The sequence below is a fragment of the Kosakonia sp. genome, from assembly GCF_032052965.1.
Classification (GTDB): Bacteria; Pseudomonadota; Gammaproteobacteria; order Enterobacterales; family Enterobacteriaceae; genus Kosakonia.
In genome coordinates this window covers 132417-157396 of sequence record NZ_DAMBVN010000003.1, presented here as the reverse complement: position 1 = coordinate 157396, position 24980 = coordinate 132417, and the positions used below count along the sequence as shown (strand labels likewise).

Genomic DNA, 24980 nt, shown 5'->3' with positions numbered 1-24980 from the left:
TGTCGCACCAAAAGGAGAATGTGCCATGCGTCTTTGTGACCGCGATATTGAAGCCTGGTTGGATCAGGGCCGCCTCGCGATTAACCCGCGTCCGCCGGTAGAGCGAATTAATGGCGCTACTGTTGATGTCCGTCTGGGCAACAAATTCCGCACATTCAGTGGGCATACGGCGGCGTTTATTGATTTAAGCGGCCCGAAACATGAGGTCAGTGCCGCACTCGACCGCGTGATGAGTGATGAAATTGTCCTCGCTGAGGGTGAGGCGTTTTATCTGCATCCGGGTGAACTGGCGCTGGCTGTCACTTACGAGTCCGTGACGTTGCCTGCGGATCTGGTGGGCTGGCTGGATGGCCGCTCGTCGCTCGCGCGCCTGGGCCTGATGGTGCATGTTACGGCACACCGTATCGATCCGGGCTGGTCTGGCTGTATCGTGCTGGAGTTCTATAATTCGGGCAAGTTACCGCTGGCGTTGCGTCCGGGTATGCTGATTGGCGCGCTGAGTTTTGAACCGCTCTCCGGCCCGGCCGATCGTCCCTATAACCGCCGTGAAGATGCCAAGTACCGCGATCAGCAAGGCGCTGTAGCCAGCCGTATTGATAAAGACTGAGTGACTTATCCGTACTGAGGATGCCATGAGAAGAGTGTTAACCACGCTGATGATTTTACTGGTCGTGCTGGTAGCCGGCCTGTCGGCGCTGGTATTGCTGGTCAATCCCAACGATTTTCGCGCTTACATGGTGCGCCAGGTCGAAACGCGCAGCGGCTATCAGCTTCAGCTTGATGGCCCGTTGCGCTGGCATGTCTGGCCGCAGCTTAGCATTCTTTCCGGACGCATGACTTTAACCGCGCCAGGGGCACAAACGCCGGTCATAAAAGCCGACAATATGCGTCTTGATGTCGCGCTCTGGCCGCTGCTTTCACACCAGTTGCAGGTCAAGCAGGTGATGTTGAAAGGGGCGATTATTCAGCTGATCCCCGGCAGCAAACCCGTGGCGCAAAAAGACGCGCCGGTGGCACCGCAAGAAAATACCCTGCCGGATGTGGCGGACGATCGCGGCTGGTCGTGGGACATTGCCGGTTTGCAGGTGGCCGACAGCGTACTGGTACTACAGCATGAAAATGATGAACAGGTCACCGTACGCGATATTCATCTGCAAATGGAACAGGATGCCCGCCATCAGGCGACGCTGGATTTCTCCGGGCGCGTGAACCGCAATCAGCGCGACCTGACGTTGTCGCTCAGTGCGAAAATGGATGCCCACGATTACCCGCACACGCTTACCGCGGTGATCGACAATCTGAAATGGCAAGTGCAGGGCGGCGATATCCCGGCGCAAGGCATTGCCGGGGAAGGGCAGTTGCAAGTGCAGTGGCAGAGCGCCCAACAGCGGGTGACGCTAAGCAACCTCAGTCTGACAGCCAACGACAGCGCCTTAACGGGTAATGGCAGTGTGACGCTGGGTGAGAAGCCGGTCTGGGCGCTGGAGTTGCAGTTCGCCAACCTGAATCTGGATAACTTACTGGTGCCGGAAGCGTCCGCCGCCGCCAGTGCCGACGTGCAGCAGCCGGGGCAGGCGCAAAACCGCCTGCCCCGGCCGGTGATCGCCAACAGCCAGGATATGCCACAATATAACAGCCTGCGCGACTATAGCGCGCAGATTGGCCTGACTGCGAAGACGCTGCGCTGGCGCGGCATGACATTTACCGACGTGAAGGGGCTGTTTAATAACCAGCAGGGCCTGCTTTCCATTCCGACCCTCGAAGGGAAAATGGGCAATGGTCAGATATCGCTGCCTGGCTCGCTGGATGTGCGTAGCGAGCAGTCGCAGGCCATGTTCCAGCCGCGTCTGACCGACATTGAGATCGGCACCATTCTTAAGGCATTCAACTATCCTCTCGGCCTCAGTGGCGACCTGACGCTGGCGGGGGATTTCTCCGGGCCACGTATCGACGCGGACAATTTCCGTCGTCACTGGCAGGGTGAAGCGCATATTGATCTGAAAAACAGTCGTATGGAAGGGCTTAACTTCCAGCAACTCGTCCAGCAGGCTGTTGCGCGCAGCAGTGATGTAAAGGCGCAGGATAATTTTGAAACGGCCACACGGCTGGACACGTTCACCACCGATCTTTCGCTGGAAGAAGGTCAGGTCACTTTCAGCGATATGCAGGGTAGTTCCCCGGTGCTGTCGCTGACTGGCGAAGGGCACATGGATTTGCTGCAGGAGACGGCGAATTCGCGCTTTAATGTGCGGGTGCTGAAAGGCTGGCAGGGTGAGGGAGAGCTGGTCGAGTTCCTGAAAAACACCCCAATCCCGCTTACCGTTTACGGTAAATGGCAGGCGCTGAATTACAGTCTGCAGGTCGATCAATTGCTGCGTAAGCATTTGCAGGATGAAGCCAAACGCCGCCTTAGTGACTGGGCGGATCGCAATAAAGATCGTCAGAGCGGTAAAGATGTAAAAAAACTGCTCGATAAAATGTAACGCCCTGTCCGGCCTCGTGCAGGCCGGACATGCGCAGCGCATTGCGGCATTACATTATGCCTTCGAGTGCCAGGTGTTGTAGCAGCATAATGGTTTTGCCGTCGGCAATTTCACCGCTGCGGATCCCCGCCAGCGCAGCGCTGAATTCCATTTCCACCACTTCAATATCTTCGCCTTCGTCTGCCAGCCCGCCGCCATCGCTGATGCGTCTGCTGTCGTCATATTCGGCAATAAAAAAGTGCAACTTTTCCGTGACCGAACCAGGGCTCATCCACGCTTCGAAAACCTTCTGTACCTGCTCAAGGCGATAGCCGGTTTCCTCTTCCGCTTCATGCTTGATCCGTTCTTCCGGTTCAAGCGCATCCAGCAGCCCGGCAGCCGCTTCCAGCAAAAAGCCATCGTGCTGATTAACAAACAGCGGCAGGCGAAACTGCCGGGTGAGGATAACGCTACGGCGGGCTTTGTTATAAAGCAGGATCACCGCGCCGTTACCACGATCGTACACTTCGCGGGTCTGGCGCTGGTATTCGCCATCACGACGACGGAAGTCGAAAGTGTATTGCGTGAGTTTTCCCCAGTGTTCTGATAGTGGCCTGGAGGAAATAATGCGTATTTGTGCATGTTCAGTTTGCATGGTGGCTCCTGTGGACGTAATATTTGCAGCATAACGTGCAGTTTCGTGCATTATCAAGATATTTCGTGCAAACAGGAGTGCGCAGTGCTGACCTCACAACGTAAGCAGTTGATCCTTGAGCGCCTGGCCGCAGAGGGGCAGGTGCTGTCTAAACATCTCAGCGAGCTTTTTGGCGTTTCTGAAGATACCGTGCGCCGCGATTTACGTGAGCTGGCCGCTGAGGGACGCCTCCAGCGTGTTCATGGCGGGGCGCTGCCAGCTTCTGCGGCTATCGCCACTTTTTCAGAACGCCAGAGCCTGCAATCGGACGCCAAACGGCGCATTGCACAAAAAGGGGCGGAGCTGGTGTCGCCGGGCCAGGTGGTGATGATTGACGGAGGAACAACGACTGCCGAACTGATCACTTTCTTCCCGCCGGATCTCCATCTGACGGTAGTGACTCACAGCCCGGGCATTGCGGTAGGGCTGGCACAACATCCGTTGATCAAGGTCATAATGATTGGCGGTCAGCTTTATAAGCACTCGATCGTCAATGTTGGTGCTGCGGCGTTGGAAGGCATTTCCCGCGTGCGCGCCGATCTCTTCTTTATGGGTGTGACAGGCGTACATGTGGAGGCCGGTCTGAGCACCGGGGATTTTGAAGAGTCGCGGATCAAGCGAGCAATGGCAGACAGGGCGGCAGAAACGGTAGTGCTGGCCTCTCCGGAAAAACTGCATACTGCCTCACCATGGGTGATTGGCGATATCTCGCTGGTCAATACGTTGGTGGTGGATGCGCAAACCGACACCAGCAGTCTGGCGGGGTTTGCGCACCGGGGGATCGCGATTGTCAAAGCCTGAAGTCCTGCCGGGCCTTCGTGGCCTGGCGGGCTACACTTCGTAATCGAGATCGTCTTCGCTTTGCAGGGGGATTAACTGCACTTTCTGCACGCGATGGCTTTCCACTTCGAGCGTTTTCAGCATGACGTTACCCACCTGTACCTCTTCGCCGGGCTGTGGCACCCGTTGCAGGTATTCCATCAGCAAGCCGGCAATGGTGTGGTACTCACGTTTATCGTCCAGCGGCAGGGGAACGTATTGCACCAGGTCTTCCAGCGGCATATGGCCGTTAGCTGTCCAGCTACCGTCGCTGTTTTTCTGAATATCATGGCGGGCGTCGATCTCCTCGACTTCATTGGGCAGGTTACCGGCAATGGTTTCCATCACGTCACTTAGCGTGACAATCCCTTCTACGGAACCGAACTCATCCACCACGAAAGCAAAGTGCGTACGGGCATTGCGGAACTGCTCAAGCGCCGGTAACAGCGGCAGGGTTTCCGGGAATACCAGCGGCTGGCGGATTAAGGCTTTCAAATCCAGGGCGTCCCCGCGCAGCGACTGCTGCAACAGATCAATCACATGCACGACACCGAGCAACTCTTCTTCATCATCTCCGCCTGTGATGACCATCCGGGTATGCTGATTTTTATCGATCAGGGCGCGGATTTCCGCTTCCGGCGCACTGAGATCAATGTGCTCAATATCATGGCGCGAGGTCATAATGCTGCTGACGGAACGCTGATTCAGGTTCAGTACACGTTCAATCATGCGTCGCTCTTGCGGGTTGAAAATCTGGTTGTCATCGCTATCGCGTAGCATCGACGCGGTGTCGGCGTCCAGCTCGGCATCTTCTTTCCGCCCGCTCAGCAGGCGCATTACTGTTTCGGTGGTGCGCTGACGCAACGTCTGATTGGCGAATAAGAAGCGCCGCCGGTTGAAAATCGCCAGCTGATTCAGGGCTTCAATCATTACAGAGAAACCAATCGCCGCGTACAGGTACCCCTTCGGTATATGGAAACCAAAGCCATCTGCGACCAGACTAAAGCCAATCATCAGCAGGAAGCTTAAACAGAGGATCACAATCGTTGGGTGGCTGTTGACGAAGCGGGTCAGCGATTTGCTGGCGATCAACATCAGGGAGATAGCAATGATCACTGCCGCCATCATTACCGCCAGGTGGTCAACCATGCCCACCGCGGTGATCACCGAGTCGAGGGAGAAGACGGCATCCAGCACTACTATCTGTATCACCACGCCCCAAAATTTTGCCCCGCGCCGCTGCGACGGGTTATCGCTATCTTTCCCTTCCAGCCGTTCGTTAAGTTCGACCGTGGCTTTAAACAGCAGAAACAGGCCGCCAATTAACATAATCAGATCGCGGGCGCTGAAGCTTAAATCCCGTACCGTAAATAGCGGGTTGGTCAGTGTCACCAGCCAGGAGATCGAGGCCAGTAGCAGTAAGCGCATCAGCATGGCGAGAATAAGCCCGGTCACACGGGCGCGATCGCGTTCTGCGGGGGGTAATTTTTCTGCAAGAATTGCAATAAAAACCAGGTTATCAATCCCGAGCACCAGTTCGATCACCACTAGCGTGACCAGCCCAGCCCAGATTGACGGATCGGCAATCCATTCCATCGTTAACGTAACACCTTCAGTGATATGACAATTGTCACAGGGCGATCATGGATAAAGCCGACAGAAAATGCAACGCCAGCCTACGATTAATCTTATTTAATATGCCAAACAGGATATATGACAATCTCTTTTCCCTATTTTTATTGGGATTAATAGTATCTGAATAATAATCAAATTAAGACATTTCGCATGGGTAGTCGTGGATATTGAATTTGTCAATATACGTAAAATCCTAAAAAACGAAAAGTTTGGCCTTAATATTATTCTTAAAAAGATGTTAATCACCAGATGTTAACTTGCCTGCTATTCGCTTAGCTGCAACAATTCTCCGTGCATCATTCAAATATACCAGCGATGTTATTTTCAGCATTGTTTGTCAGTGCTAAAAACACCACCCGCAGTATTTTATCTGACCTGTCTCGTGTCATCGTCAGAAGAGGATAAAAAGGATGTCTGGCAATACCTTAGCGTCGAATCAGTGGTTTGGTTACTGAAAGCCAAGGGCGGTAGCGTGCCCGACAGTTGTCAGATAACCCAGATTATTCTGTATTCGCATGTGGTTGAATAAGCTCTTTTTAGGACTGATGCCAGTTATATTTCTTCGCGATTAACTGCATTCTGAATCTGTGTACAGCTTGAGCGCTTATATAAATCGCACAGGATAATTACTCTGCCAAAGTGATAATTAATCAATGATGAAATCTAAAACGAAATTGATGCCATTATTGGTGTCCATAAGCTTAATGAGTGGCTGCACAGTTTTCCCCGGTAGCAATATGTCTACGATGGGAAAGGATGTGATTAAACAGCAGGATGCAGACTTTGATTTAGACCGCATGGTGAACGTTTACCCATTGACGCCGCGTCTGATTGAACAATTGCGCCCGCGTCCGAATGTTGCTCAGCCAAATATGTCGCTGGATCAGGAAATTGCGGCCTACCAGTACCGTGTTGGCCCTGGCGATGTCCTGAACGTCACCGTTTGGGATCACCCGGAATTGACCACCCCGGCCGGTCAGTATCGCAGCTCCAGCGATGCCGGTAACTGGGTACAGCCAGATGGCACCATGTTTTACCCCTATGTCGGCCGCATTCAGGTTGCCGGCAAAACGCTTAGCGAAATCCGTAGTGATATTACCGGCCGTTTAGCGACGTACATCGCTGACCCGCAGGTGGACGTTAATATCGCCGCCTTCCGCTCGCAAAAAGCCTATATCTCAGGCCAGGTGGGCAAATCCGGTCAACAGGCCATTACCAACGTGCCGCTTACCGTACTTGATGCGGTCAACGCCGCGGGCGGTCTGACCGATAATGCCGACTGGCGCAACGTTGTTCTGACCCACCAGGGGAAAGAGCAGCGCATTTCTCTGCAAGCGCTGATGCAAAACGGCGACCTAAGCCAGAACCGTTTGCTTTACCCGGGCGACATTCTTTTCGTTCCACGTAATGACGATCTGAAAGTCTTCGTGATGGGTGAAGTGAAAAAACAGAGCACCCTCAAAATGGACTTCAGCGGCATGACGCTGACCGAAGCGCTGGGCCAGGCCGAAGGTATCGATCTGACAACCTCCAACGCCAGTGGTGTGTTTGTGATCCGTCCGCTGACAGGCGAGAACGGTCGCGGCGGCAAGATTGCCAATATTTACCAACTGGATATGTCAGACGCCACGTCACTGGTGATGGCGACGAATTTCAGACTCCAGCCGTATGACGTGGTGTACGTCACAACTGCTCCGGTGGCGCGCTGGAATCGTCTTATCTCCCAGTTGCTGCCGACAATCAGTGGCCTTCGCTACATGACCGATTCGGCCAGCACCATACATAAATGGTAATGCGCAATGTTCAATAAAATTTTGGTGGTATGTGTGGGGAACATTTGCCGTTCCCCCACGGCAGAGCGGCTGCTGAAAAAATACCAACCCGCATTAATTGTGGAGTCTGCTGGTCTGGGGGCGCTGTCTGGACGTAGCGCCGATGCCAGCGCCGTAAGTGTGGCGGCGGATCATCAACTTTCTCTGGAGGGGCACATCGCGCGGCAAATTACCGGGAAAATGTGCCGCGAATATGACCTGATTCTGGTCATGGAAAAGCGCCATATTGCCGCGCTGTGCGAGATTGCCCCGGAAATGCGTGGAAAGGTCATGCTGTTTGGCCACTGGGATAACGAACGGGAAATCCCCGATCCCTATCGCAAAAGCCGCGAAGCCTTTGAAGCCGTTTACACCTTACTTGATCAGTCTGCCCGCCAATGGGCGCAGGCATTGCAAGCTCAGCAGGGATAACAATGACAGAGAAAACACACCAATCGCATCATGCTGCCCCGGCGGTGGGCAATGACGAAATTGATATTGGCCGTTTGTTGGGCACAATTGTTGAAGCTCGCTGGTGGGTGCTCGGCATTACGTCGGTGTTTGCGCTTATCGCCGTCGTATATTGCTTGTTTGCTACGCCGATCTATAGCGCAGACGCGCTGGTGCAAATCGAGCAGAACACGGGCAGTTCACTGGTTCAGGATCTGAACAGTGCACTGTCGAACAAACCACCCGCCTCGGAAGCAGAAATCCAGCTCATCCAGTCACGCCTGGTGCTGGGCAAAACCGTGGATGATCTCGACCTCGATATTTCCGTGGTCAAAAACACCTTCCCGTTATTTGGTGCCGGTTGGGACCGCTTGATGGGGCGCCAGAATGAAACGGTAAAAGTCACCACCTTTACGCTGCCGAAAGGCATGAATGAAGACACCTTTACGGTGAAGGTGCTTGGCCCGAAACAGTACATTCTGTCCAGTGATAATGGTTTTGAAGCCCGCGGTGAAGTGGGGCAGTTGCTGAGCAAATCCGGCGTCAGCATGATGGTTGGGTCGATTCAGGCGTCTCCGGATAGCGAGTTTACCGTAACCAAGTTTTCGACGCTGGGGATGATCAACAACCTGCAGAACAACCTTACTGTCACCGAGACAGGTAAAGATACCGGGGTGCTGAGCCTGAGCTTTACCGGCGAAGATCGTGAGCAGATCCGCGCCATCCTTAATAGCATTACCCGCAATTACCTTGAGCAGAATATTGAGCGCAAATCAGAAGAAGCCGCCAAGAGCCTGATTTTCCTCGATAAGCAGTTGCCAGAAGTGCGCCACAATCTCGACGTCGCCGAAGATAAACTGAACGCCTATCGTCAGACGAAAGATTCAGTGGATTTGCCACTGGAAGCGAAATCCGTGCTGGATTCGATGGTCAACATTGATGCGCAGTTAAACGAGCTGACCTTCCGTGAGGCCGAGATTTCCAAGCTGTACACCAAAGTGCACCCGGCTTACCGCACACTGCTGGAAAAACGCCGCGCACTGGAAGATGAAAAAGCCAAACTGAACGATCGCATCACCGCCATGCCGCAAACGCAGCAAGAAATTGTGCGTCTGACCCGTGATGTCGAATCTGGCCAGCAAGTCTACATGCAACTGCTGAATAAACAGCAGGAACTGCGTATCACCCAGGCGAGTACCGTTGGCGATGTGCGTATCGTGGATCCGGCGATTACCCAACCTGGTGTGCTGAAACCGAAGAAGGCGCTGATTATTCTCGGCAGCATTATTCTTGGTCTGATTGTCTCAATAGTGGCCGTACTGCTGCGTTCACTGTTCAACCGTGGTGTTGAAAGCCCGCAGGTACTGGAAGAGCATGGTATGACCGTTTATGCCAGCATTCCGCTGTCGGAATGGCAAAAAGCACGCGACACCATCAAAACCAATAAAGGCGTTAAGCGTTACAAACAGAGCCAGTTGCTGGCGGTCGGTAACCCAACGGATCTGGCGATTGAAGCCATTCGCAGCCTGCGCACCAGTTTGCATTTCGCCATGATGCAGTCGCGTAACAATGTCCTGATGATGACCGGGGTCAGCCCGTCAATTGGTAAAACCTTCGTCTGCGCCAACCTGGCCGCGGTGGTGAGCCAGGCCAACAAACGCGTACTGCTGATCGACTGCGATATGCGTAAAGGCTATACCCACGAACTGCTGGGCACCGACAACATCAACGGCCTGTCTGATGTGCTGGCCGGTAAAGGCCCGGTGGAAAACTGCGCCAAACCGACTTCCATCAGCAACTTTGACCTGGTGCCGCGCGGGCAGATCCCGCCGAACCCCTCTGAATTGTTGATGAGCGAGCGTTTCGCACAGCTGATCCAGTGGGCCAGCAGCCACTATGACCTGGTACTGATTGATACCCCGCCAATTCTTGCCGTGACCGATGCGGCCGTCGTGGGTCGTCACGCTGGCACGACTCTGATGGTTGCCCGCTACGCGGTGAACACGCTGAAAGAGATCCAGACCAGTTTGAGCCGCTTCGAGCAGAACGGCATTGACGTTAAGGGCGTGATCCTGAACTCGATCTTCCGCCGGGCCACGGGCTATCAGGATTACGGTTACTACGAGTACGAATACAAGTCCGATTCGAAATAACAAGACCTTCACCTCTACCCTCAGCGCGCTCCTCCCTCTCCCGAAATAGCGGGGGAGGGCGGGAGTGAGGGCGAAAGCGGCATGTTGAACGTATTAGGGATCGCATCATGAGCACAACAGCAAATCCGTTAATTTCAATTTATATGCCAACCTGGAACCGGCAGCAGCTGGCGATCCGCGCCATCAAATCGGTACTGCGCCAGGATTATCCGCACTGGGAAATGATCATCGTTGATGACTGCTCCGCCTCCTTTGAGCAGTTACAACAATTTATAGAAGAACTGGGCGATCCGCGTGTCAGCTATACACGCAACGCGTTCAACTCGGGTGCCTGCGCGGTGCGCAACCAGGCGATTTTGCAGGCGAAGGGGCAATACATCACCGGCATTGATGACGATGATGAATGGACACCAAACCGTCTGTCTGTCTTTCTGGCACATAAAGATCTGCTGAACACGCGCGGCTTTCTCTACGCCAATGACTATGTCTGCCAGGGCGAAGTGTATAGCCAGCCAGCCAGTCTGCCGCTGTACCCGAAATCGCCGTTCTCGCGCAAGCTGTTCTACAAGCGCAACATTGTGGGTAATCAGGTGTTTACCTGGGCATGGCGCTTTAAAGAAAGCCTGTTTGATACCCAACTGAAAGCCGCGCAGGATTACGACATTTTCCTGCGCATGGTGGAAGAGTACGGCGAGCCAGCGAAAATCGAAGAAGCTACGCAGATCCTGCACATTAATCACGGTGAAATGCAGATCACCTCGTCGCCGAAGAAGTTTTCCGGCTATTTCCATTTTTACCGTAAGCACAAAGCGAAGTTCGACCGCGCCAGTAAAAAATACCAACTGTTTACGCTGTACCAAATCCGCAATAAGCGCATGAACTGGCGCACGCTGTTAACGCTGTTTTCACTGCGCAACGGTAAACGTCTGGCTGATGGATTGCGGGGGAAATAATGCGTCTGGAAGACTTTCGCGCAAACCACTGGAGTCTGCGCCCATGCTGCATGGTTGCGGCCTACCGCATTGCCCATTTTTGCTCCGTATGGCGCAAAAAGCATGTGATTAACAATCTCTGGGCAGCCCCTGTTTTGCTGCTCTACCGCTTTGTCACCGAATGCCTGTTCGGCTATGAAATCCAGGCCGCCGCCACCATTGGCCGCCGTTTCACCATTCATCATGGCTATGCCGTGGTTATCAACAAAAATACCGTAGCGGGCGATGACTTCACTATTCGTCATGGCGTAACGATTGGAAACCGCGGGGCAGATAATCTGGCATGTCCGGTCATTGGTAATGGCGTTGAACTCGGTGCCAATGTGGTGATGATTGGCGATATCACCATCGGCAACAACGTCACCATTGGGGCGGGCAGCGTCGTGCTCGACAGTGTGCCGGACAACGCGTTAGTGGTCGGTGAGAAAGCGCGTGTGAAGGTGATCAAATGAATATTTTGCAGTTTAATGTCCGCCTTGCCGAAGGCGGCGCGGCGGGTGTTGCGCTCGATTTGCACCAGCGTGCGCTACAAAAAGGGATGCAGTCGCGTTTTATCTATGGGTATGGCAAAGGCGGCAAAAAAAGCGTCAGTCACGATGACTATCCGCAGGTCTACAAACAGACACCGCGCCTGACGTCGATGGCCAACCTGGCGCTGTTTCGCCTGTTTAACCGAGATGTGTTTGGCAATTTAAACAATCTCTATCGCACCATTACCCGCACGGCAGAGCCAGTGGTGCTGCATTTTCATGTGATGCACAGCTACTGGTTAAACCTGAAAGAGGTGGTCGAATTTTGCCAGAAGGTGAAAGCGCATAAGCCCGATGTCACGTTTGTCTGGACCTTGCACGATCACTGGAGCGTGACAGGGCGCTGCGCCTTTACCGATGGCTGTGAAGGCTGGAAAAACAACTGCCAGAAATGCCCAACGCTGACTAACTATCCGCCGGTGAAAGTGGATCGTGCGCATCAGTTAGTGGCCAGTAAGCGTGCGCTCTTTAACGAGATGCTGGCGCTGGGTTGCCAGTTTATCTCGCCCAGCCAGCACGTTGCGGACGCATTTAATAGCCTGTATGGCGCAGGCCGTTGCCGCATTATTAATAACGGCATCGATGTGGCGACAGAAGCGATTCTCTCAGAGCTTTCGCCCGTGACCGTAACCCAGGGGAAACCCAAAATTGCTGTGGTGGCCCACGATTTGCGCTACGACGGTAAAACGAACCAGCAGCTGGTGCGCGACATAATGGCGCTGGATGACCGCGTTGAGTTGCACACTTTCGGCAAGTTTTCGCCCTTTGAAGCGAAAAACGTAGTGAACCACGGTTTTCTCACTGACAAACGCAAACTGATGAGTGAACTCAATCAGATGGATGCGTTGTTATTTACCTCGCGCGTGGATAACTACCCGTTGATCTTATGTGAAGCCTTATCGATTGGCGTACCGGTGATTGCCACTCACAGTGATGCGGCGCGCGAAGTACTGCAAAAATCTGGCGGGAAAACCTTTAGCGAACAAGAGGTGCTGCCGTTGGTGCAGTGCCATAAAGCGGAGATCGCGCAGGCGGTGTTTGGCGACAGTCTGGAGGCGTTCCGCGCCCGCAGCCGCCAGGCCTACAGTGGACAACAGATGCTGGAGGAATATGTCTCATTCTATCAGGGTCTGTAGTTATCTTTTGTTGCCGCTGATTTACCTGCTGGTCAACGTTAAGATAATTTCGCTCGGCGAAAGCTTCCCGGTCACCATTGTGACGTTCCTTCCGCTACTGCTGCTGCTGTACGTGGACAGGATCAGCGTGAAAAAGCTGATGATCGCATTAGGCGCCGGGGCAGGGCTGACGCTGTTCAACTTCGTGTTCGGTAAATCGCTGGACGCCAGTAAATATGTCACGTCGACGATGCTGTTTGTCTACATCGTGATTATTATCGGCATGGTATGGAGTATTCGGTTTAAAACCATATCGCCGCATAACTACCATAAGATTTTGCGATTTTTCTATATGGTGGTGACGTTTGTGGTAATGCTTGCGGCAATGGAAATGGCGCAGATTATCCTTACTGGCGGCAGCAGTTTGATGGAAACGATCTCGAAATATCTCATCTACAGCAACAGTTACGTGCTGAATTTCATCAAATTTGGCGGTAAGCGAACCACGGCACTCTATTTCGAACCGGCCTTCTTCGCTCTGGCATTAATCTCAATTTGGCTCAGCGTGAAACAGTTCGGTATCAAAACGCCAAAGACCGATGCTATGATTTTGGCAGGGATAGTACTTTCGGGATCGTTCTCTGGGGTAATGACGTTTATCCTGTTCTACCTGCTGGAGTGGGCTTTCCAGTATCTGAACAAAGACGCGATCCGTAAAAAGTTACCGTTAGCAATTATTTCATTGGCAGTGTTTATTGTCGGCCTGGTATTTGCTTTTCCATATATCGCCACACGCATTGGCGATTTAGGGACGGAAGGTTCTTCCTCTTATTACCGTATTATCGGTCCGTTAGTGATGGTGGGATATTCCCTGACCAATATCGACGGGGTAGTAAGATTCGGCTCACTTTATGAATATGTCGCATCATTCGGAATCTTTAACGGTGCAGACGTCGGGAAAACAATAGACAATGGGTTGTATCTGCTGATCATTTATTTTTCATGGTTCGCAGTAATACTGACCGGATGGTACCTGTTTAAAGTTGGGAAAATGATGATCAGCGCCTTTGGCAATAATCAGAATTTTCGCGTTCAGCTTTACTTGTTCACTCCGATATCGTTGTTTTTTACGGGGTCAATTTTTAGCCCGGAATATGCGTTTTTAATTGTTTGTCCATTTATTCTGCGCAAGGCGTTGAATATAACGGCAAGATGATGAGGTGGGTCACATGCTGCTAACTGTTATTACTGTTGCATTTCGCAATCATGAAGGTGTGGTGAAGACCTGGCAGTCTCTGGCCCATCTGGCGAAAGCGCAGGATATCGAGTTCGAATGGATTGTGGTTGATGGCGGCTCGCAGGACGGAACTGCGGATTTTCTGAAAAGTCTTAACGGTCAATATAATTTACGTTACATCAGTGAGCGTGACAAAGGCATATATGATGCTATGAATAAAGGCATTGATATGGCGTCAGGCCGCTTCGCTTTATTCCTCAATTCCGGCGATATATTCCATGAAGAAATTGTGGATGTTGTTCGTCAGCTGGAAGATCAAACCGAAACCGCGATGTATATTGGTGATGCGATGCTGGATTTTGGCGATGGTACTAAAATTCGCCGCACGGCAAAACACGGCTGGTATATTTATCACAGCCTGCCAGCAAGCCATCAGGCAATATTTTTCCCGGTGACGGGTCTAAAAACATACCCCTACGATCTGCAATTTAAAGTCTCTTCCGATTACGCGTTAGCAGCCAGAATGTTTAAAGCGGGTTTTCCGTTTAAGCGTTTGAAAGGCCTGGTGTCTGAATTTTCTATGGGCGGTGTTTCTACATCGAATAACCTTGAACTCTGTCAGGATGCCCGAAAAGTTCAGCGCACAATATTGCGAGTGCCAGGTTTTTGGGCGCAATTGTCCTATTTATTGCGTCTGCGGACGACAGGCAAAGCAAAGGCCTTATATAACAAAGCATAACGCTCAAATATAAGGAAAACCGATGCAGGACTTACAAGGATTCTCCGTGCCGAAAGGCTTTCGGGGCGGCAACGCTATTAAGGTTCAACTGTGGTGGGCGGTTCAGGCGACATTATTCGCATGGTCCCCACAGGTGCTGTATCGCTGGCGTGCATTCTTATTACGCCTGTTTGGCGCAAAGGTAGGTAAGGGCGTGGTTATTCGCCCTTCGGTGAAAATCACCTACCCGTGGAAATTAACGTTAGGCGATTACTGCTGGGTAGGAGATGACGCAGTGTTATACACGCTGGGTGATATTTCTATCGGTGCGAATTCAGTTGTTTCACAGAAATGTTATTTGTGCACTGGCAGTCACGATTATATGAGCGCGCATTTCGATATTAACGCGACGCCAATTGTGATTGGCGAGAAATGCTGGCTGGCGACAGATGTGTTTGTCGCTCCCGGCGTGACCATCGGCGACGGGACGGTGGTGGGTGCGCGCAGCAGTGTTTTTAAAACGCTACCGGCAAATGCGATTTGCCGTGGCAATCCCGCAGTGGTGACGCGCGAACGCGTTGAAAAGGTAACCCCCTAACAGGGAACATTGAGGAAAATAAATTATGTCTAAAGTCGCTCTCATCACCGGCGTAACCGGGCAAGATGGTTCTTATCTGGCAGAACTGCTTCTGGAAAAGGGCTATGAAGTCCACGGCATTAAGCGTCGCGCCTCCTCATTCAATACCGAGCGTGTGGATCACATCTATCAGGATCCGCACACCAGCAATCCGAAGTTCCACCTGCATTACGGTGACCTGACTGATACGTCGAACCTGACCCGTATCCTGCAGGAAGTTCAACCGGATGAAGTGTACAACCTGGGTGCGATGAGCCACGTTGCGGTCTCTTTCGAGTCCCCGGAATACACCGCCGATGTGGATGCCATGGGTACGCTGCGTCTGCTGGAAGCGATTCGCTTCCTCGGTCTGGAAAAGAAAACCCGCTTCTACCAGGCATCCACTTCCGAGCTGTACGGCCTGGTGCAGGAGATCCCGCAGAAAGAAACCACGCCTTTCTACCCGCGCTCTCCGTATGCTGTTGCCAAACTGTATGCCTACTGGATCACCGTGAACTACCGTGAATCTTATGGCATGTACGCTTGTAACGGCATCCTGTTCAACCACGAGTCTCCGCGCCGTGGCGAAACGTTCGTCACCCGTAAAATTACCCGCGCTATCGCCAACATCGCACAGGGTCTGGAATCCTGCCTGTACCTCGGCAACATGGACTCCCTGCGTGACTGGGGCCATGCCAAAGACTACGTGAAAATGCAGTGGATGATGCTGCAACAGGAAAAACCGGAAGACTTCGTTATTGCGACCGGCGTGCAGTACTCCGTGCGTCAGTTTGTTGAAATGGCGGCAGCACAACTGGGTATCAAACTGCGCTTCGAAGGTACGGGCGTGGAAGAGAAAGGTATTGTTGTTTCCGTGACTGGCCACGATGCGCCAGGCGTAAAACCGGGTGATGTGATTGTTGCCGTTGACCCGCGTTACTTCCGTCCTGCTGAAGTAGAAACCCTGCTTGGCGACCCGACCAAAGCGCACGAAAAACTGGGCTGGAAACCGGAAACGACGCTGCAGGAAATGGTTTCCGAGATGGTGGCGAAAGATCTGGAAGCAGCGAAAAAACACTCACTGCTTAAGGCCCATGGTTACGAGGTTGCGATCGCACTGGAGTCCTGAGCATGACGAAACAACGTATTTTTGTGGCTGGCCATCGCGGGATGGTGGGGTCAGCCATCGTACGGCAGCTGGAACAGCGTGCGGATGTTGAACTGGTGCTGCGTTCCCGTGAGGAACTGAACCTGTTGGATTCCGCCGCCGTGCATGCGTTTTTCGCGAATGAACGTATCGACCAGGTGTATCTGGCGGCTGCGAAGGTGGGGGGTATTGTGGCGAACAATACCTACCCGGCGGACTTCATCTACGAAAACATGATGATTGAGAGCAACATCATTCACGCCGCGCACCAGCATGACGTGAACAAATTGTTGTTCCTCGGTTCGTCCTGTATTTATCCGAAACTGGCGCACCAGCCGATCGCGGAAAGCGAACTGCTGCAAGGTACGCTGGAGCCGACTAACGAACCTTATGCGATTGCCAAGATTGCCGGTATCAAGTTGTGCGAATCCTATAACCGTCAGTACGGTCGTGATTACCGTTCGGTAATGCCGACCAACCTGTATGGTCCGCACGATAACTTCCATCCGAGCAATTCTCATGTGATCCCGGCGCTGCTGCGCCGCTTCCATGAAGCCACAGCGGAAAATGCGCCGGATGTGGTGGTGTGGGGCAGCGGTACGCCGATGCGCGAATTCCTGCATGTGGATGATATGGCCGCGGCCAGCATTCACGTTCAGGAACTGGCCAGCGAAGTGTGGCAGGAAAATACCGAACCGATGCTGTCGCACATTAACGTAGGCACCGGTGTGGACTGCACTATTCGCGAGCTGGCACAGACCATTGCTAGCGTGGTGGGTTACAAAGGGCGTGTGGTGTTTGACGCCACCAAACCCGATGGTACGCCGCGTAAATTGCTGGATGTGACGCGCCTGCATCAGCTTGGCTGGTATCACGAGATTTCACTGGAAGCAGGGCTTGCGAGCACCTACCAGTGGTTCCTTGAAAACCAGCACCGGTTCCGGGGGTAGGCATGTTTTTGAGTCAGGAAGATTTTGCCACGGTGGTGCGTTCAACCCCGCTGATTTCTATCGATTTAATCGTGGAAAATTCACGCGGCGAGTTTTTGCTCGGCAAACGCACTAACCGTCCGGCCCAGGGTTACTGGTTCGTACCGGGCGGACGCGTGCAGAAGGATGAGCCGCTGGCGGCCGCTTTCGAGCGTCTGACCCAGGCTGAACTGGGACTGCGCCTGCCGATGTCGGCGGGCGAGTTCTACGGCGTCTGGCAGCACTTCTATGACGATAACTTTTCCGGCCCGGACTTCTCCACCCATTACATTGTGCTGGGATTCCGTTTGCGGGTAGACGAACAGACGCTCGAACTGCCAACGGATCAGCACAATGATTATCGCTGGGGAACGCCGGAGTCGCTGATTGCCGATCCGTTGGTGCATGACAATAGCCGCGCCTATTTCCTCGACGCACAGGGAGTGCCGGGCTTATGAAAATCCTGGTCTATGGCATTAACTATTCGCCGGAGCTGACCGGGATCGGTAAGTACACCGGCGAGATGGTGGAATGGATGGCCCGTCAGGGCCATGACGTGCGCGTGATCACCGCGCCGCCGTACTACCCGGAATGGAAAGTGGGCGAGCACTACAGCGCCTGGCGCTGGCGTAAAGAGCAGGGGGCCGCGACCGTCTGGCGTTGCCCGCTGTACGTTCCTAAGCAGCCGTCAACGCTGAAACGATTGCTGCATCTGGGGAGTTTTGCCCTGAGCAGCTTCTTTCCGCTGATGGCGCAACGTAGCTGGAAACCCGATCGCATTATCGGTGTCGTCCCGACGCTGTTTTGCACGCCAGGTATGCGTCTGCTTGCCAAACTGAGCGGTGCGAAAACGCTGTTGCATATTCAGGATTATGAAGTCGACGCCATGCTCGGTCTGGGCATGGCCGGCAAAGGCAAAAACGGTCGTGTGGCGCGACTGGCGATGGCCTTTGAGCGCAGTGGATTGCACAACGTGGACAACGTATCGACCATTTCCCGTTCAATGATGAATAAAGCGCGGGAAAAAGGCGTTGCTGCGGACAAGATTATCTTTTTCCCCAACTGGTCTGAAGTTGCGCGTTTCCGCGATGTCGACGCGGAGAGCGTCGCGCAATTACGCCGCAACCTTGGTCTGCCGGAGGATAAAAAAATCATTCTTTATTCCGGCAATATCGGTGAAAAGCAGGGGCTGGAGAGCGTGATTGAAGCCGCTGCCCGGCTGCAAAGCCATCCGTGGCTATTTGTCATTGTCGGACAGGGCGGCGGTAAAGCACGCCTGGAAAAAATGGTAAGCGAACGGGGCCTGAGCAATGTGAAGTTCTTCCCGTTACAGCCTTATGACGCGTTGCCCGCGCTATTACGCATGGGCGACTGCCACCTGGTTATCCAGAAGCGCGGTGCGGCGGATGCTGTTTTGCCGTCCAAATTAACCAACATTCTGGCGGTAGGTGGCAACGCGGTGATCACCGCGGAAGAGAGTACTGAACTCGGCCAGCTGTGTCTGACCCAGCCTGGCATTGCGGTCTGCGTGGAGCCGGAATCGGTGGATACGCTGGTCTGGGGCATTGAACGCGCACTGGCGCTGCCCAAAAACAACACGGTGGCACGTGAATATGCCGAACGCACGCTCGAAAAAGAGAACGTGTTACGCCAATTTATTGCTGATATCAGCCCGGAGGATTCGGCTCAGCCTGTGGCCGCGCATGCGCATCACAGCAGCCTGAATTTCGACGGCAATGGGGATAAATCATGAGTCAAACGCAACTGTATCCGGTGGTGATGGCCGGAGGCTCTGGCAGTCGTCTGTGGCCGCTGTCCCGCGTGCTTTACCCTAAACAATTTCTCTGCCTCAAGGGCGATCTCACCATGCTGCAAACCACCGTCAGCCGTCTGAATGGGGTGGAGTGCGAAAGCCCGGTGGTGATTTGTAATGAGCAACACCGTTTTATTGTTGCCGAGCAACTGCGTCAGCTGAACAAGCTGACCGAGAATATCATTCTCGAACCTGCCGGGCGCAATACCGCACCGGCTATCGCGCTGGCGGCACTGGCGGTGAAACGCCATAACCCGGATAGCGATCCGTTAATGCTGGTGCTGGCGGCTGACCATGTGATCCAGAATGAAGAAGCGTTCCGCCGCTCGGTGCGAGACGCCATTCCGTATGCAGAGAGCGGCAAACTGGTGACCTTCGGCATTGTGCCGGATCTGCCGGAAACCGGGTATGGCTACATCCGTCGTGGCGAGGTCTGTGAAGGCAAGGCCGACGCGGTTGCGTTTAACGTAGCGCAGTTCGTTGAAAAGCCAAACCTTGAAACCGCGCAAGGCTATGTCGCGACAGGCGAATATTACTGGAACAGCGGTATGTTCCTGTTCCGTGCCGGGCGCTTCCTTGAAGAACTGAAAAAATACCGTCCGGATATTCTCACCGCCTGCGAACAGGCGATGGAGGCTACCGACCCGGATATGGACTTTATCCGTGTGGATGAAGAGGCGTTCCTGGCCTGCCCGGAAGAGTCTATTGACTATGCAGTCATGGAAAGAACCGCTGATGCGGTGGTCGTGCCGATGGATGCAGGCTGGAGCGATGTGGGCTCATGGTCTTCGCTGTGGGAAATCAGCCAGCACACGCCGGAGGGAAACGTCCACCACGGCGACGTGATTAGCCACAACACCGAAAACAGCTATGTTTATGCGGAGTCCGGGCTGGTCACCACCGTCGGGGTAAAAGATTTAGTCGTAGTGCAGACCAAAGATGCTGTGCTGATCGCTGACCGCAATCAGGTGCAGGATGTGAAAAAAGTGGTCGAAAAAATTAAAGCGGATGGTCGCCATGAACACCATATCCACCGCGAAGTCTATCGCCCGTGGGGGAAATATGACTCTATCGATTCCGGCGACCGTTATCAGGTAAAACGCATAACCGTTAAGCCGGGTGAGGGGCTTTCCGTGCAGATGCATCACCACCGTGCCGAGCACTGGGTGGTGGTCGCGGGCACAGCGAAGGTGACCATTGACGACGACGTCAAGCTGCTGGGCGAAAACGAGTCTATCTATATCCCGCTGGGCGCGCGTCACTGCCTGGAAAATCCCGGCAAAATCCCGCTCGATCTGATTGAGGTGCGCTCCGGTTCGTATCTCGAAGAGGACGATGTCGTGCGGTTCAAGGATCGTTACGGGCGCGTGTAACGCCCGACACCGGATGAGGCGACCTCATCCGGTCTGCACACTTTTTTTAATCCCATATTGATGGCCATTTTGCGGTCAAGGCTGACTGTTGCCTGAAGAAGAGGTAATGATGGAAAAATTAACCTGTTTTAAAGCTTACGATATCCGTGGAAAGCTGGGCGATGAACTGAATGAAGATATTGCATGGCGTATTGGCCGCGCCTACGGTGAATACCTGAAGCCCGAGACAATTGTGCTGGGCGGTGATGTACGGCAGACCAGCGAGTCGCTGAAAATGGCGCTGGCAAAGGGTCTGCAGGACGCCGGCGTCGATGTGCTTGATATCGGGCTTTCCGGTACGGAAGAGATCTATTTCGCCACCTTCCACCTCGGCGTGGACGGCGGCATTGAAGTCACCGCCAGCCACAACCCGATGGACTACAACGGGATGAAACTGGTGCGTAAGGGTGCGCGCCCGATCAGCGGTGATACCGGTCTGCGCGATGTGCAGCGTCTGGCGGAAGCGAACGATTTCCCGCCGGTGAACCCGGAAAAACGCGGGAGCTATCAACAAATCGACCTGCGCGATGCCTATATTGACCATCTGCTTGGCTATATCGACACCAACAACCTGACGCCGTTAAAACTGGTGATTAACTCCGGTAACGGTGCCGCAGGCCCGGTGATCGATGCGATTGAAGCCCGCTTTAAGGCACTGAATGTGCCGGTAACCTTCGTGAAAGTGCATAACGACCCGGATGGCACCTTCCCGCACGGTATTCCTAACCCGCTGTTGCCGGAGTGCCGCGCCGATACCCGTAATGCGGTGATTGAACACAACGCCGATATGGGTATTGCGTTTGACGGCGACTTTGACCGCTGCTTCCTGTTTGACGGTGACGGCCAGTTTATCGAAGGCTATTACATCGTGGGGTTGCTGGCGGAAGCGTTTCTGGAAAAACACCCCGGCTCCAGGATCATCCACGATCCGCGTCTCTCTTGGAATACCGTCGACGTGGTAAGCCGCGCTGGCGGTACCCCGGTAATGTCGAAAACCGGCCACGCCTTTATCAAAGAGCGTATGCGCCATGAAGATGCCATTTACGGTGGCGAAATGAGCGCACACCACTACTTCCGCGACTTTGCCTATTGCGACAGCGGCATGATCCCCTGGCTGCTGGTAACCGAACTGCTGTGCCTGAAAGGCAAAACGCTGGCTGAACTGGTCAGCGATCGCATGGTGGCATTCCCCGCAAGCGGTGAAATCAACAGCAAACTGGCCGATCCGGCCACGGCGATTGCCCGTGTTGAACAACATTTTACCCCGGGTGCGCTGGAGATCGACCGCACGGACGGGATCAGCATCGCTTTCGCCGACTGGCGCTTTAACCTGCGCTCTTCCAACACCGAACCGGTGGTGCGTCTGAACGTGGAATCCCGTCACGATGTCTCGTTGATGGAAGCACGAACGCAGGAAATTCTGGCGCTGTTGAATCAGTAACTATGAGGCGTTCCTCTCCCCTGGTCGGGGGAGAGCGAACAAACAGGCAGGTACAACGATGACGAATCTAAAAAAGCGTGACCGGGCCAAAACGAATGCATCGTTAATCTCCATCGTGCAGCGCTTCTCTGACATCACCATTATGTTTGGCGGGCTGTGGGTGGTGTGCAAGGTGAACGGGTTGCCGTTTTTTTACATGCATCTCATGATGGCTCTGATTACCCTGGTCGTCTTCCAGATGATTGGCGGGATGACTGATTTTTATCGCTCCTGGCGGGGCGTCAAAATGATGACTGAACTGACGTTGCTGCTGCAGAACTGGACATTAAGTCTGATCTTCAGCGCGGGCGTGCTGGCGTTCAACAATGATTTTGACAACACCTTCAATATCTACCTTGCCTGGTATCTGTTAACCAGTATGGGCTTAATGCTGAGCCGTGCGGTGATACGTTTCGGCGCGGGCTGGTTGCGTAACCTGGGTTACAACACCCGACGCGTCGCGGTGGCCGGGGACCTGCCCATCGGCCAGGAACTGCTTGAAGGCTTCCGTAATGAGCCCTGGCTGGGGTTTGATGTGGTGGGGGTGTACCACGATCCGCAGCCTGGCGGTATTACCACCGGTTGGGCTGGCAATCTGGATCAACTGGTTGAGGATGCCAAGTCTGGCAAAATCCATAATGTCTATATCGCTATGTCGATGAATGACTCGCGTTGCATTAAAAAGCTGGTGCGCGATCTGGCGGATACCACCTGTTCGGTGATCCTTATTCCGGATGTCTTTACCTTTAATATCCTGCATTCACGTATTGAAGAAGTGAATGGCGTGCCGGTTGTCCCGCTGTATGACACGCCGTTGTCCGGGGTAAACCGTATCCTGAAGCGTATTGAAGACATTGTGCTCTCGTCGCTGATCCTGCTGCTGATTTCGCCGGTGCTGCTGGCCATTGCCGTGGCGGTGAAAATGAGCTCACCGGGGCCGATTATTTTCCGCCAGACCCGCTACGGTATGGACGGTAAGCCTATCAAAGTGTGGAAATTCCGTTCAATGCGCGTGATGGAGAACGACAAAGTGGTGACGCAGGCCACACAGAACGATCCCCGTGTTACTCGCGTCGGCAGTTTCCTGCGCCGGACCTCGCTGGATGAGTTGCCGCAGTTTATCAACGTGCTTACTGGTGGGATGTCCATCGTTGGGCCGCGTCCGCATGCGGTTGCGCACAATGAGCAGTATCGCTCGCTGATTGAAGGCTACATGTTGCGTCATAAAGTGAAACCTGGCATCACCGGCTGGGCGCAGATCAACGGCTGGCGTGGCGAAACCGACACGCTGGAAAAAATGGAAAAACGTATTGAATTCGACCTTGAGTATATCCGTGAGTGGAGCCTGTGGTTCGATATCAAAATTGTTTTTCTGACCATCTTTAAAGGCTTTGTTAACAAAGCGGCGTATTAAGGAAAGGTCATGAGCCTGAGAGAGAAAACCATCAGCGGCGCCAAGTGGTCAGCCATGGCCACCTTGACCATTATTGGTCTGGGGCTGGTACAGATGACGGTTCTGGCGCGCATTATCGATAATCACCAGTTTGGTCTGCTGACCGTATCGCTAGTGATTATCGCCCTGGCGGACACGCTGTCGGATTTCGGTATCGCTAACTCTATTATTCAGCGCAAAGAGATAAGCCACCTTGAGCTGACCACGCTTTACTGGCTGAACGTCGGGCTGGGGATCGTGGTCTGCGTGGCGGTTTTTTCCCTGAGCGGCGTGATTGCCGATGTGCTGAATAACCCGGACCTGGCGCCGCTCATCAAGACGCTGTCGTTGGCTTTTGTGGTTATCCCGCACGGTCAGCAGTTCCGCGCCTTGATGCAAAAGGAGCTGGAGTTCAACAAAATCGGCGCCATTGAAACGCTGTCGGTACTGGCGGGCTTTAGCTTCACCGTGGTGAGCGCCTTTTTCTGGCCGCTGGCGATGACCGCTATCCTCGGTTATCTGGTCAATAGCGCCGTGCGCACGCTGCTGTTCGGCTATTTTGGTCGTAAGATCTACCGTCCCGGGCTGCATTTTTCCCTGGCATCGGTAAGTTCAAACCTGCGTTTTGGCGCATGGTTGACCGCAGACAGCATTATCAATTACGTCAACACCAACCTCTCAACACTGGTGCTGGCGCGCATTCTTGGTGCCAGCGTCGCCGGGGGATATAACCTGGCGTACAACGTGGCGGTGGTGCCGCCGATGAAGTTAAACCCAATTATCACCCGCGTGCTGTTCCCGGCTTTTGCAAAAATTCAGGACGATACTGAGAAACTGCGCGTGAACTTCTACAAACTGCTGTCGGTCGTGGGGATCATTAATTTTCCAATCCTGCTCGGGCTGATGGTGGTGTCGAATAACTTCGTGCCACTGGTATTTGGCGACAAATGGAACAGCATTATTCCGATCCTGCAGTTGCTGTGCATCGTGGGGCTGCTGCGTGCGGTCGGTAACCCGATTGGCTCACTGCTGATGGCAAAAGCGCGCGTGGATATCAGTTTTAAATTCAATGTCTTTAAAACGTTTCTGTTTATCCCGGCCATCATCATCGGCGGGCATCTGGCTGGCGCGCTGGGCGTAACGCTTGGTTTCTTGCTGGTGCAAATTATCAACACCATCCTGAGCTACTTCGTGATGATTAAACCGGTACTGGGCTCCAGCTACCGTCAGTACATTTTGAGCCTGTGGCTACCGTTCTACCTGTCATTGCCGACGCTGGTGGTCAGCTATGGCCTGGGGCTGGCACTGAATGGCCATATGCCGCTGGCCGCCATGCTGGCAATTCAGGTTGCTGCCGGTGTGGTCGCTTTTGCGCTGATGCTGATTGTTTCGCGCAATGCGCTGGTGGTGGAAATGAAGCGTCAGTTCTGCCGCAACGAGAAATTAAAAACGCTGCTCCGCGCAGGCTAAGAAACGTTATTGAACCCCTTTAAGAG

The 24980-nt window shown here is 53.6% G+C and carries 22 protein-coding genes; 20 read left to right on the top strand and 2 right to left on the bottom strand.

Features of this window, described 5'->3' with window-relative positions; genetic code table 11:
* Positions 1 to 25 precede the first annotated feature (25 nt).
* A complete protein-coding gene (gene dcd / locus RTX30_RS05880; RefSeq protein WP_312687764.1) occupies positions 26 to 607 on the top strand; it encodes a dCTP deaminase in 582 nt (193 codons plus the stop codon).
* Positions 608 to 632: 25 nt separating this feature from the next.
* Positions 633 to 2483 (top strand): outer membrane assembly protein AsmA, encoded by a 1851-nt coding sequence (gene asmA, locus RTX30_RS05875; RefSeq protein WP_312687761.1) that lies wholly within the window; start codon positions 633 to 635, stop codon positions 2481 to 2483.
* Positions 2484 to 2532: 49 nt separating this feature from the next.
* Here asmA and RTX30_RS05870 read toward each other — a convergent pair whose 3' ends face one another.
* Complete coding sequence (locus RTX30_RS05870; RefSeq protein WP_312687759.1) at positions 2533 to 3117, bottom strand: NUDIX domain-containing protein; 585 nt, start codon at positions 3115 to 3117, stop codon at positions 2533 to 2535.
* Positions 3118 to 3201: 84 nt separating this feature from the next.
* Here RTX30_RS05870 and RTX30_RS05865 point away from each other — a divergent pair, with 84 nt between their 5' ends.
* On the top strand, positions 3202 to 3957 hold the full coding sequence (locus tag RTX30_RS05865) for a DeoR/GlpR family DNA-binding transcription regulator (RefSeq protein WP_312687757.1): 756 nt from the start codon (positions 3202 to 3204) through the stop codon (positions 3955 to 3957).
* Between the two features lie 30 nt (positions 3958 to 3987).
* Here RTX30_RS05865 and RTX30_RS05860 read toward each other — a convergent pair whose 3' ends face one another.
* A complete protein-coding gene (locus RTX30_RS05860; RefSeq protein WP_312687755.1) occupies positions 3988 to 5571 on the bottom strand; it encodes a TerC family protein in 1584 nt (527 codons plus the stop codon).
* A gap of 692 nt (positions 5572 to 6263) precedes the next feature.
* Between RTX30_RS05860 and RTX30_RS05855 the strand changes: the two genes are divergently transcribed.
* The 17 genes from RTX30_RS05855 to wzxC all read left to right on the top strand — a co-directional run bounded on the left by RTX30_RS05855 (position 6264) and on the right by wzxC (position 24954).
* Positions 6264 to 7403 carry a polysaccharide export protein gene (locus RTX30_RS05855; protein WP_312687753.1) on the top strand — a complete coding sequence of 380 codons (1140 nt, stop codon included), beginning with the start codon at positions 6264 to 6266 and terminating at the stop codon, positions 7401 to 7403.
* A gap of 6 nt (positions 7404 to 7409) precedes the next feature.
* Positions 7410 to 7853: a low molecular weight protein-tyrosine-phosphatase Wzb gene (wzb, locus tag RTX30_RS05850; RefSeq protein WP_312687751.1), complete on the top strand. Its 444-nt coding sequence runs from the start codon at positions 7410 to 7412 to the stop codon at positions 7851 to 7853.
* Positions 7854 to 7855: 2 nt separating this feature from the next.
* Entirely contained in the window at positions 7856 to 10024 is a 2169-nt protein-coding gene (wzc, locus tag RTX30_RS05845) for a tyrosine-protein kinase Wzc (RefSeq protein ID WP_312687749.1), read from the top strand.
* A gap of 107 nt (positions 10025 to 10131) precedes the next feature.
* Positions 10132 to 10977, top strand: coding sequence for a colanic acid biosynthesis glycosyltransferase WcaA (gene wcaA, locus RTX30_RS05840; RefSeq protein WP_312687747.1), 846 nt, complete (start codon positions 10132 to 10134; stop codon positions 10975 to 10977).
* Positions 10977 to 11468: a colanic acid biosynthesis acetyltransferase WcaB gene (gene wcaB / locus RTX30_RS05835; protein WP_312687745.1), complete on the top strand. Its 492-nt coding sequence runs from the start codon at positions 10977 to 10979 to the stop codon at positions 11466 to 11468. Before wcaA ends, wcaB begins: the two co-directional genes overlap by 1 nt.
* Positions 11465 to 12682 carry a colanic acid biosynthesis glycosyltransferase WcaC gene (gene wcaC / locus RTX30_RS05830; protein WP_312687744.1) on the top strand — a complete coding sequence of 406 codons (1218 nt, stop codon included), beginning with the start codon at positions 11465 to 11467 and terminating at the stop codon, positions 12680 to 12682. The genes wcaB and wcaC overlap by 4 nt, the downstream gene beginning before the upstream one ends.
* On the top strand, positions 12657 to 13877 hold the full coding sequence (gene wcaD, locus RTX30_RS05825) for a colanic acid polymerase WcaD (protein ID WP_312687742.1): 1221 nt from the start codon (positions 12657 to 12659) through the stop codon (positions 13875 to 13877). Before wcaC ends, wcaD begins: the two co-directional genes overlap by 26 nt.
* Positions 13878 to 13890: 13 nt before the next feature.
* Complete coding sequence (gene wcaE, locus RTX30_RS05820) at positions 13891 to 14637, top strand: colanic acid biosynthesis glycosyltransferase WcaE (RefSeq protein ID WP_312687740.1); 747 nt, start codon at positions 13891 to 13893, stop codon at positions 14635 to 14637.
* Positions 14638 to 14659: 22 nt separating this feature from the next.
* Positions 14660 to 15214, top strand: a complete 555-nt coding sequence (gene wcaF / locus RTX30_RS05815) for a colanic acid biosynthesis acetyltransferase WcaF (RefSeq protein WP_312687738.1) — start codon at positions 14660 to 14662, stop codon at positions 15212 to 15214.
* A 25-nt stretch (positions 15215 to 15239) separates the two neighbouring features.
* Positions 15240 to 16361, top strand: coding sequence for a GDP-mannose 4,6-dehydratase (gene gmd / locus RTX30_RS05810; RefSeq protein WP_044173143.1), 1122 nt, complete (start codon positions 15240 to 15242; stop codon positions 16359 to 16361).
* Between the two features lie 2 nt (positions 16362 to 16363).
* Positions 16364 to 17329, top strand: a complete 966-nt coding sequence (locus RTX30_RS05805) for a GDP-L-fucose synthase (RefSeq protein ID WP_312687732.1) — start codon at positions 16364 to 16366, stop codon at positions 17327 to 17329.
* 2 nt (positions 17330 to 17331) lie between these two features.
* Positions 17332 to 17805, top strand: coding sequence for a GDP-mannose mannosyl hydrolase (locus tag RTX30_RS05800; RefSeq protein ID WP_312687730.1), 474 nt, complete (start codon positions 17332 to 17334; stop codon positions 17803 to 17805).
* A complete protein-coding gene (gene wcaI, locus RTX30_RS05795; RefSeq protein WP_312687728.1) occupies positions 17802 to 19100 on the top strand; it encodes a colanic acid biosynthesis fucosyltransferase WcaI in 1299 nt (432 codons plus the stop codon). Before RTX30_RS05800 ends, wcaI begins: the two co-directional genes overlap by 4 nt.
* Positions 19097 to 20533, top strand: coding sequence for a mannose-1-phosphate guanyltransferase (gene cpsB, locus RTX30_RS05790; protein ID WP_312687727.1), 1437 nt, complete (start codon positions 19097 to 19099; stop codon positions 20531 to 20533). The genes wcaI and cpsB overlap by 4 nt, the downstream gene beginning before the upstream one ends.
* A gap of 109 nt (positions 20534 to 20642) precedes the next feature.
* Positions 20643 to 22013, top strand: coding sequence for a colanic acid biosynthesis phosphomannomutase CpsG (gene cpsG, locus RTX30_RS05785; RefSeq protein WP_312688210.1), 1371 nt, complete (start codon positions 20643 to 20645; stop codon positions 22011 to 22013).
* 58 nt (positions 22014 to 22071) lie between these two features.
* A complete protein-coding gene (wcaJ, locus tag RTX30_RS05780) occupies positions 22072 to 23466 on the top strand; it encodes an undecaprenyl-phosphate glucose phosphotransferase (protein WP_312687725.1) in 1395 nt (464 codons plus the stop codon).
* A gap of 9 nt (positions 23467 to 23475) precedes the next feature.
* Entirely contained in the window at positions 23476 to 24954 is a 1479-nt protein-coding gene (gene wzxC / locus RTX30_RS05775; protein ID WP_312687722.1) for a colanic acid undecaprenyl disphosphate flippase WzxC, read from the top strand.
* The last annotated feature ends 26 nt before the right edge of the window (positions 24955 to 24980 follow it).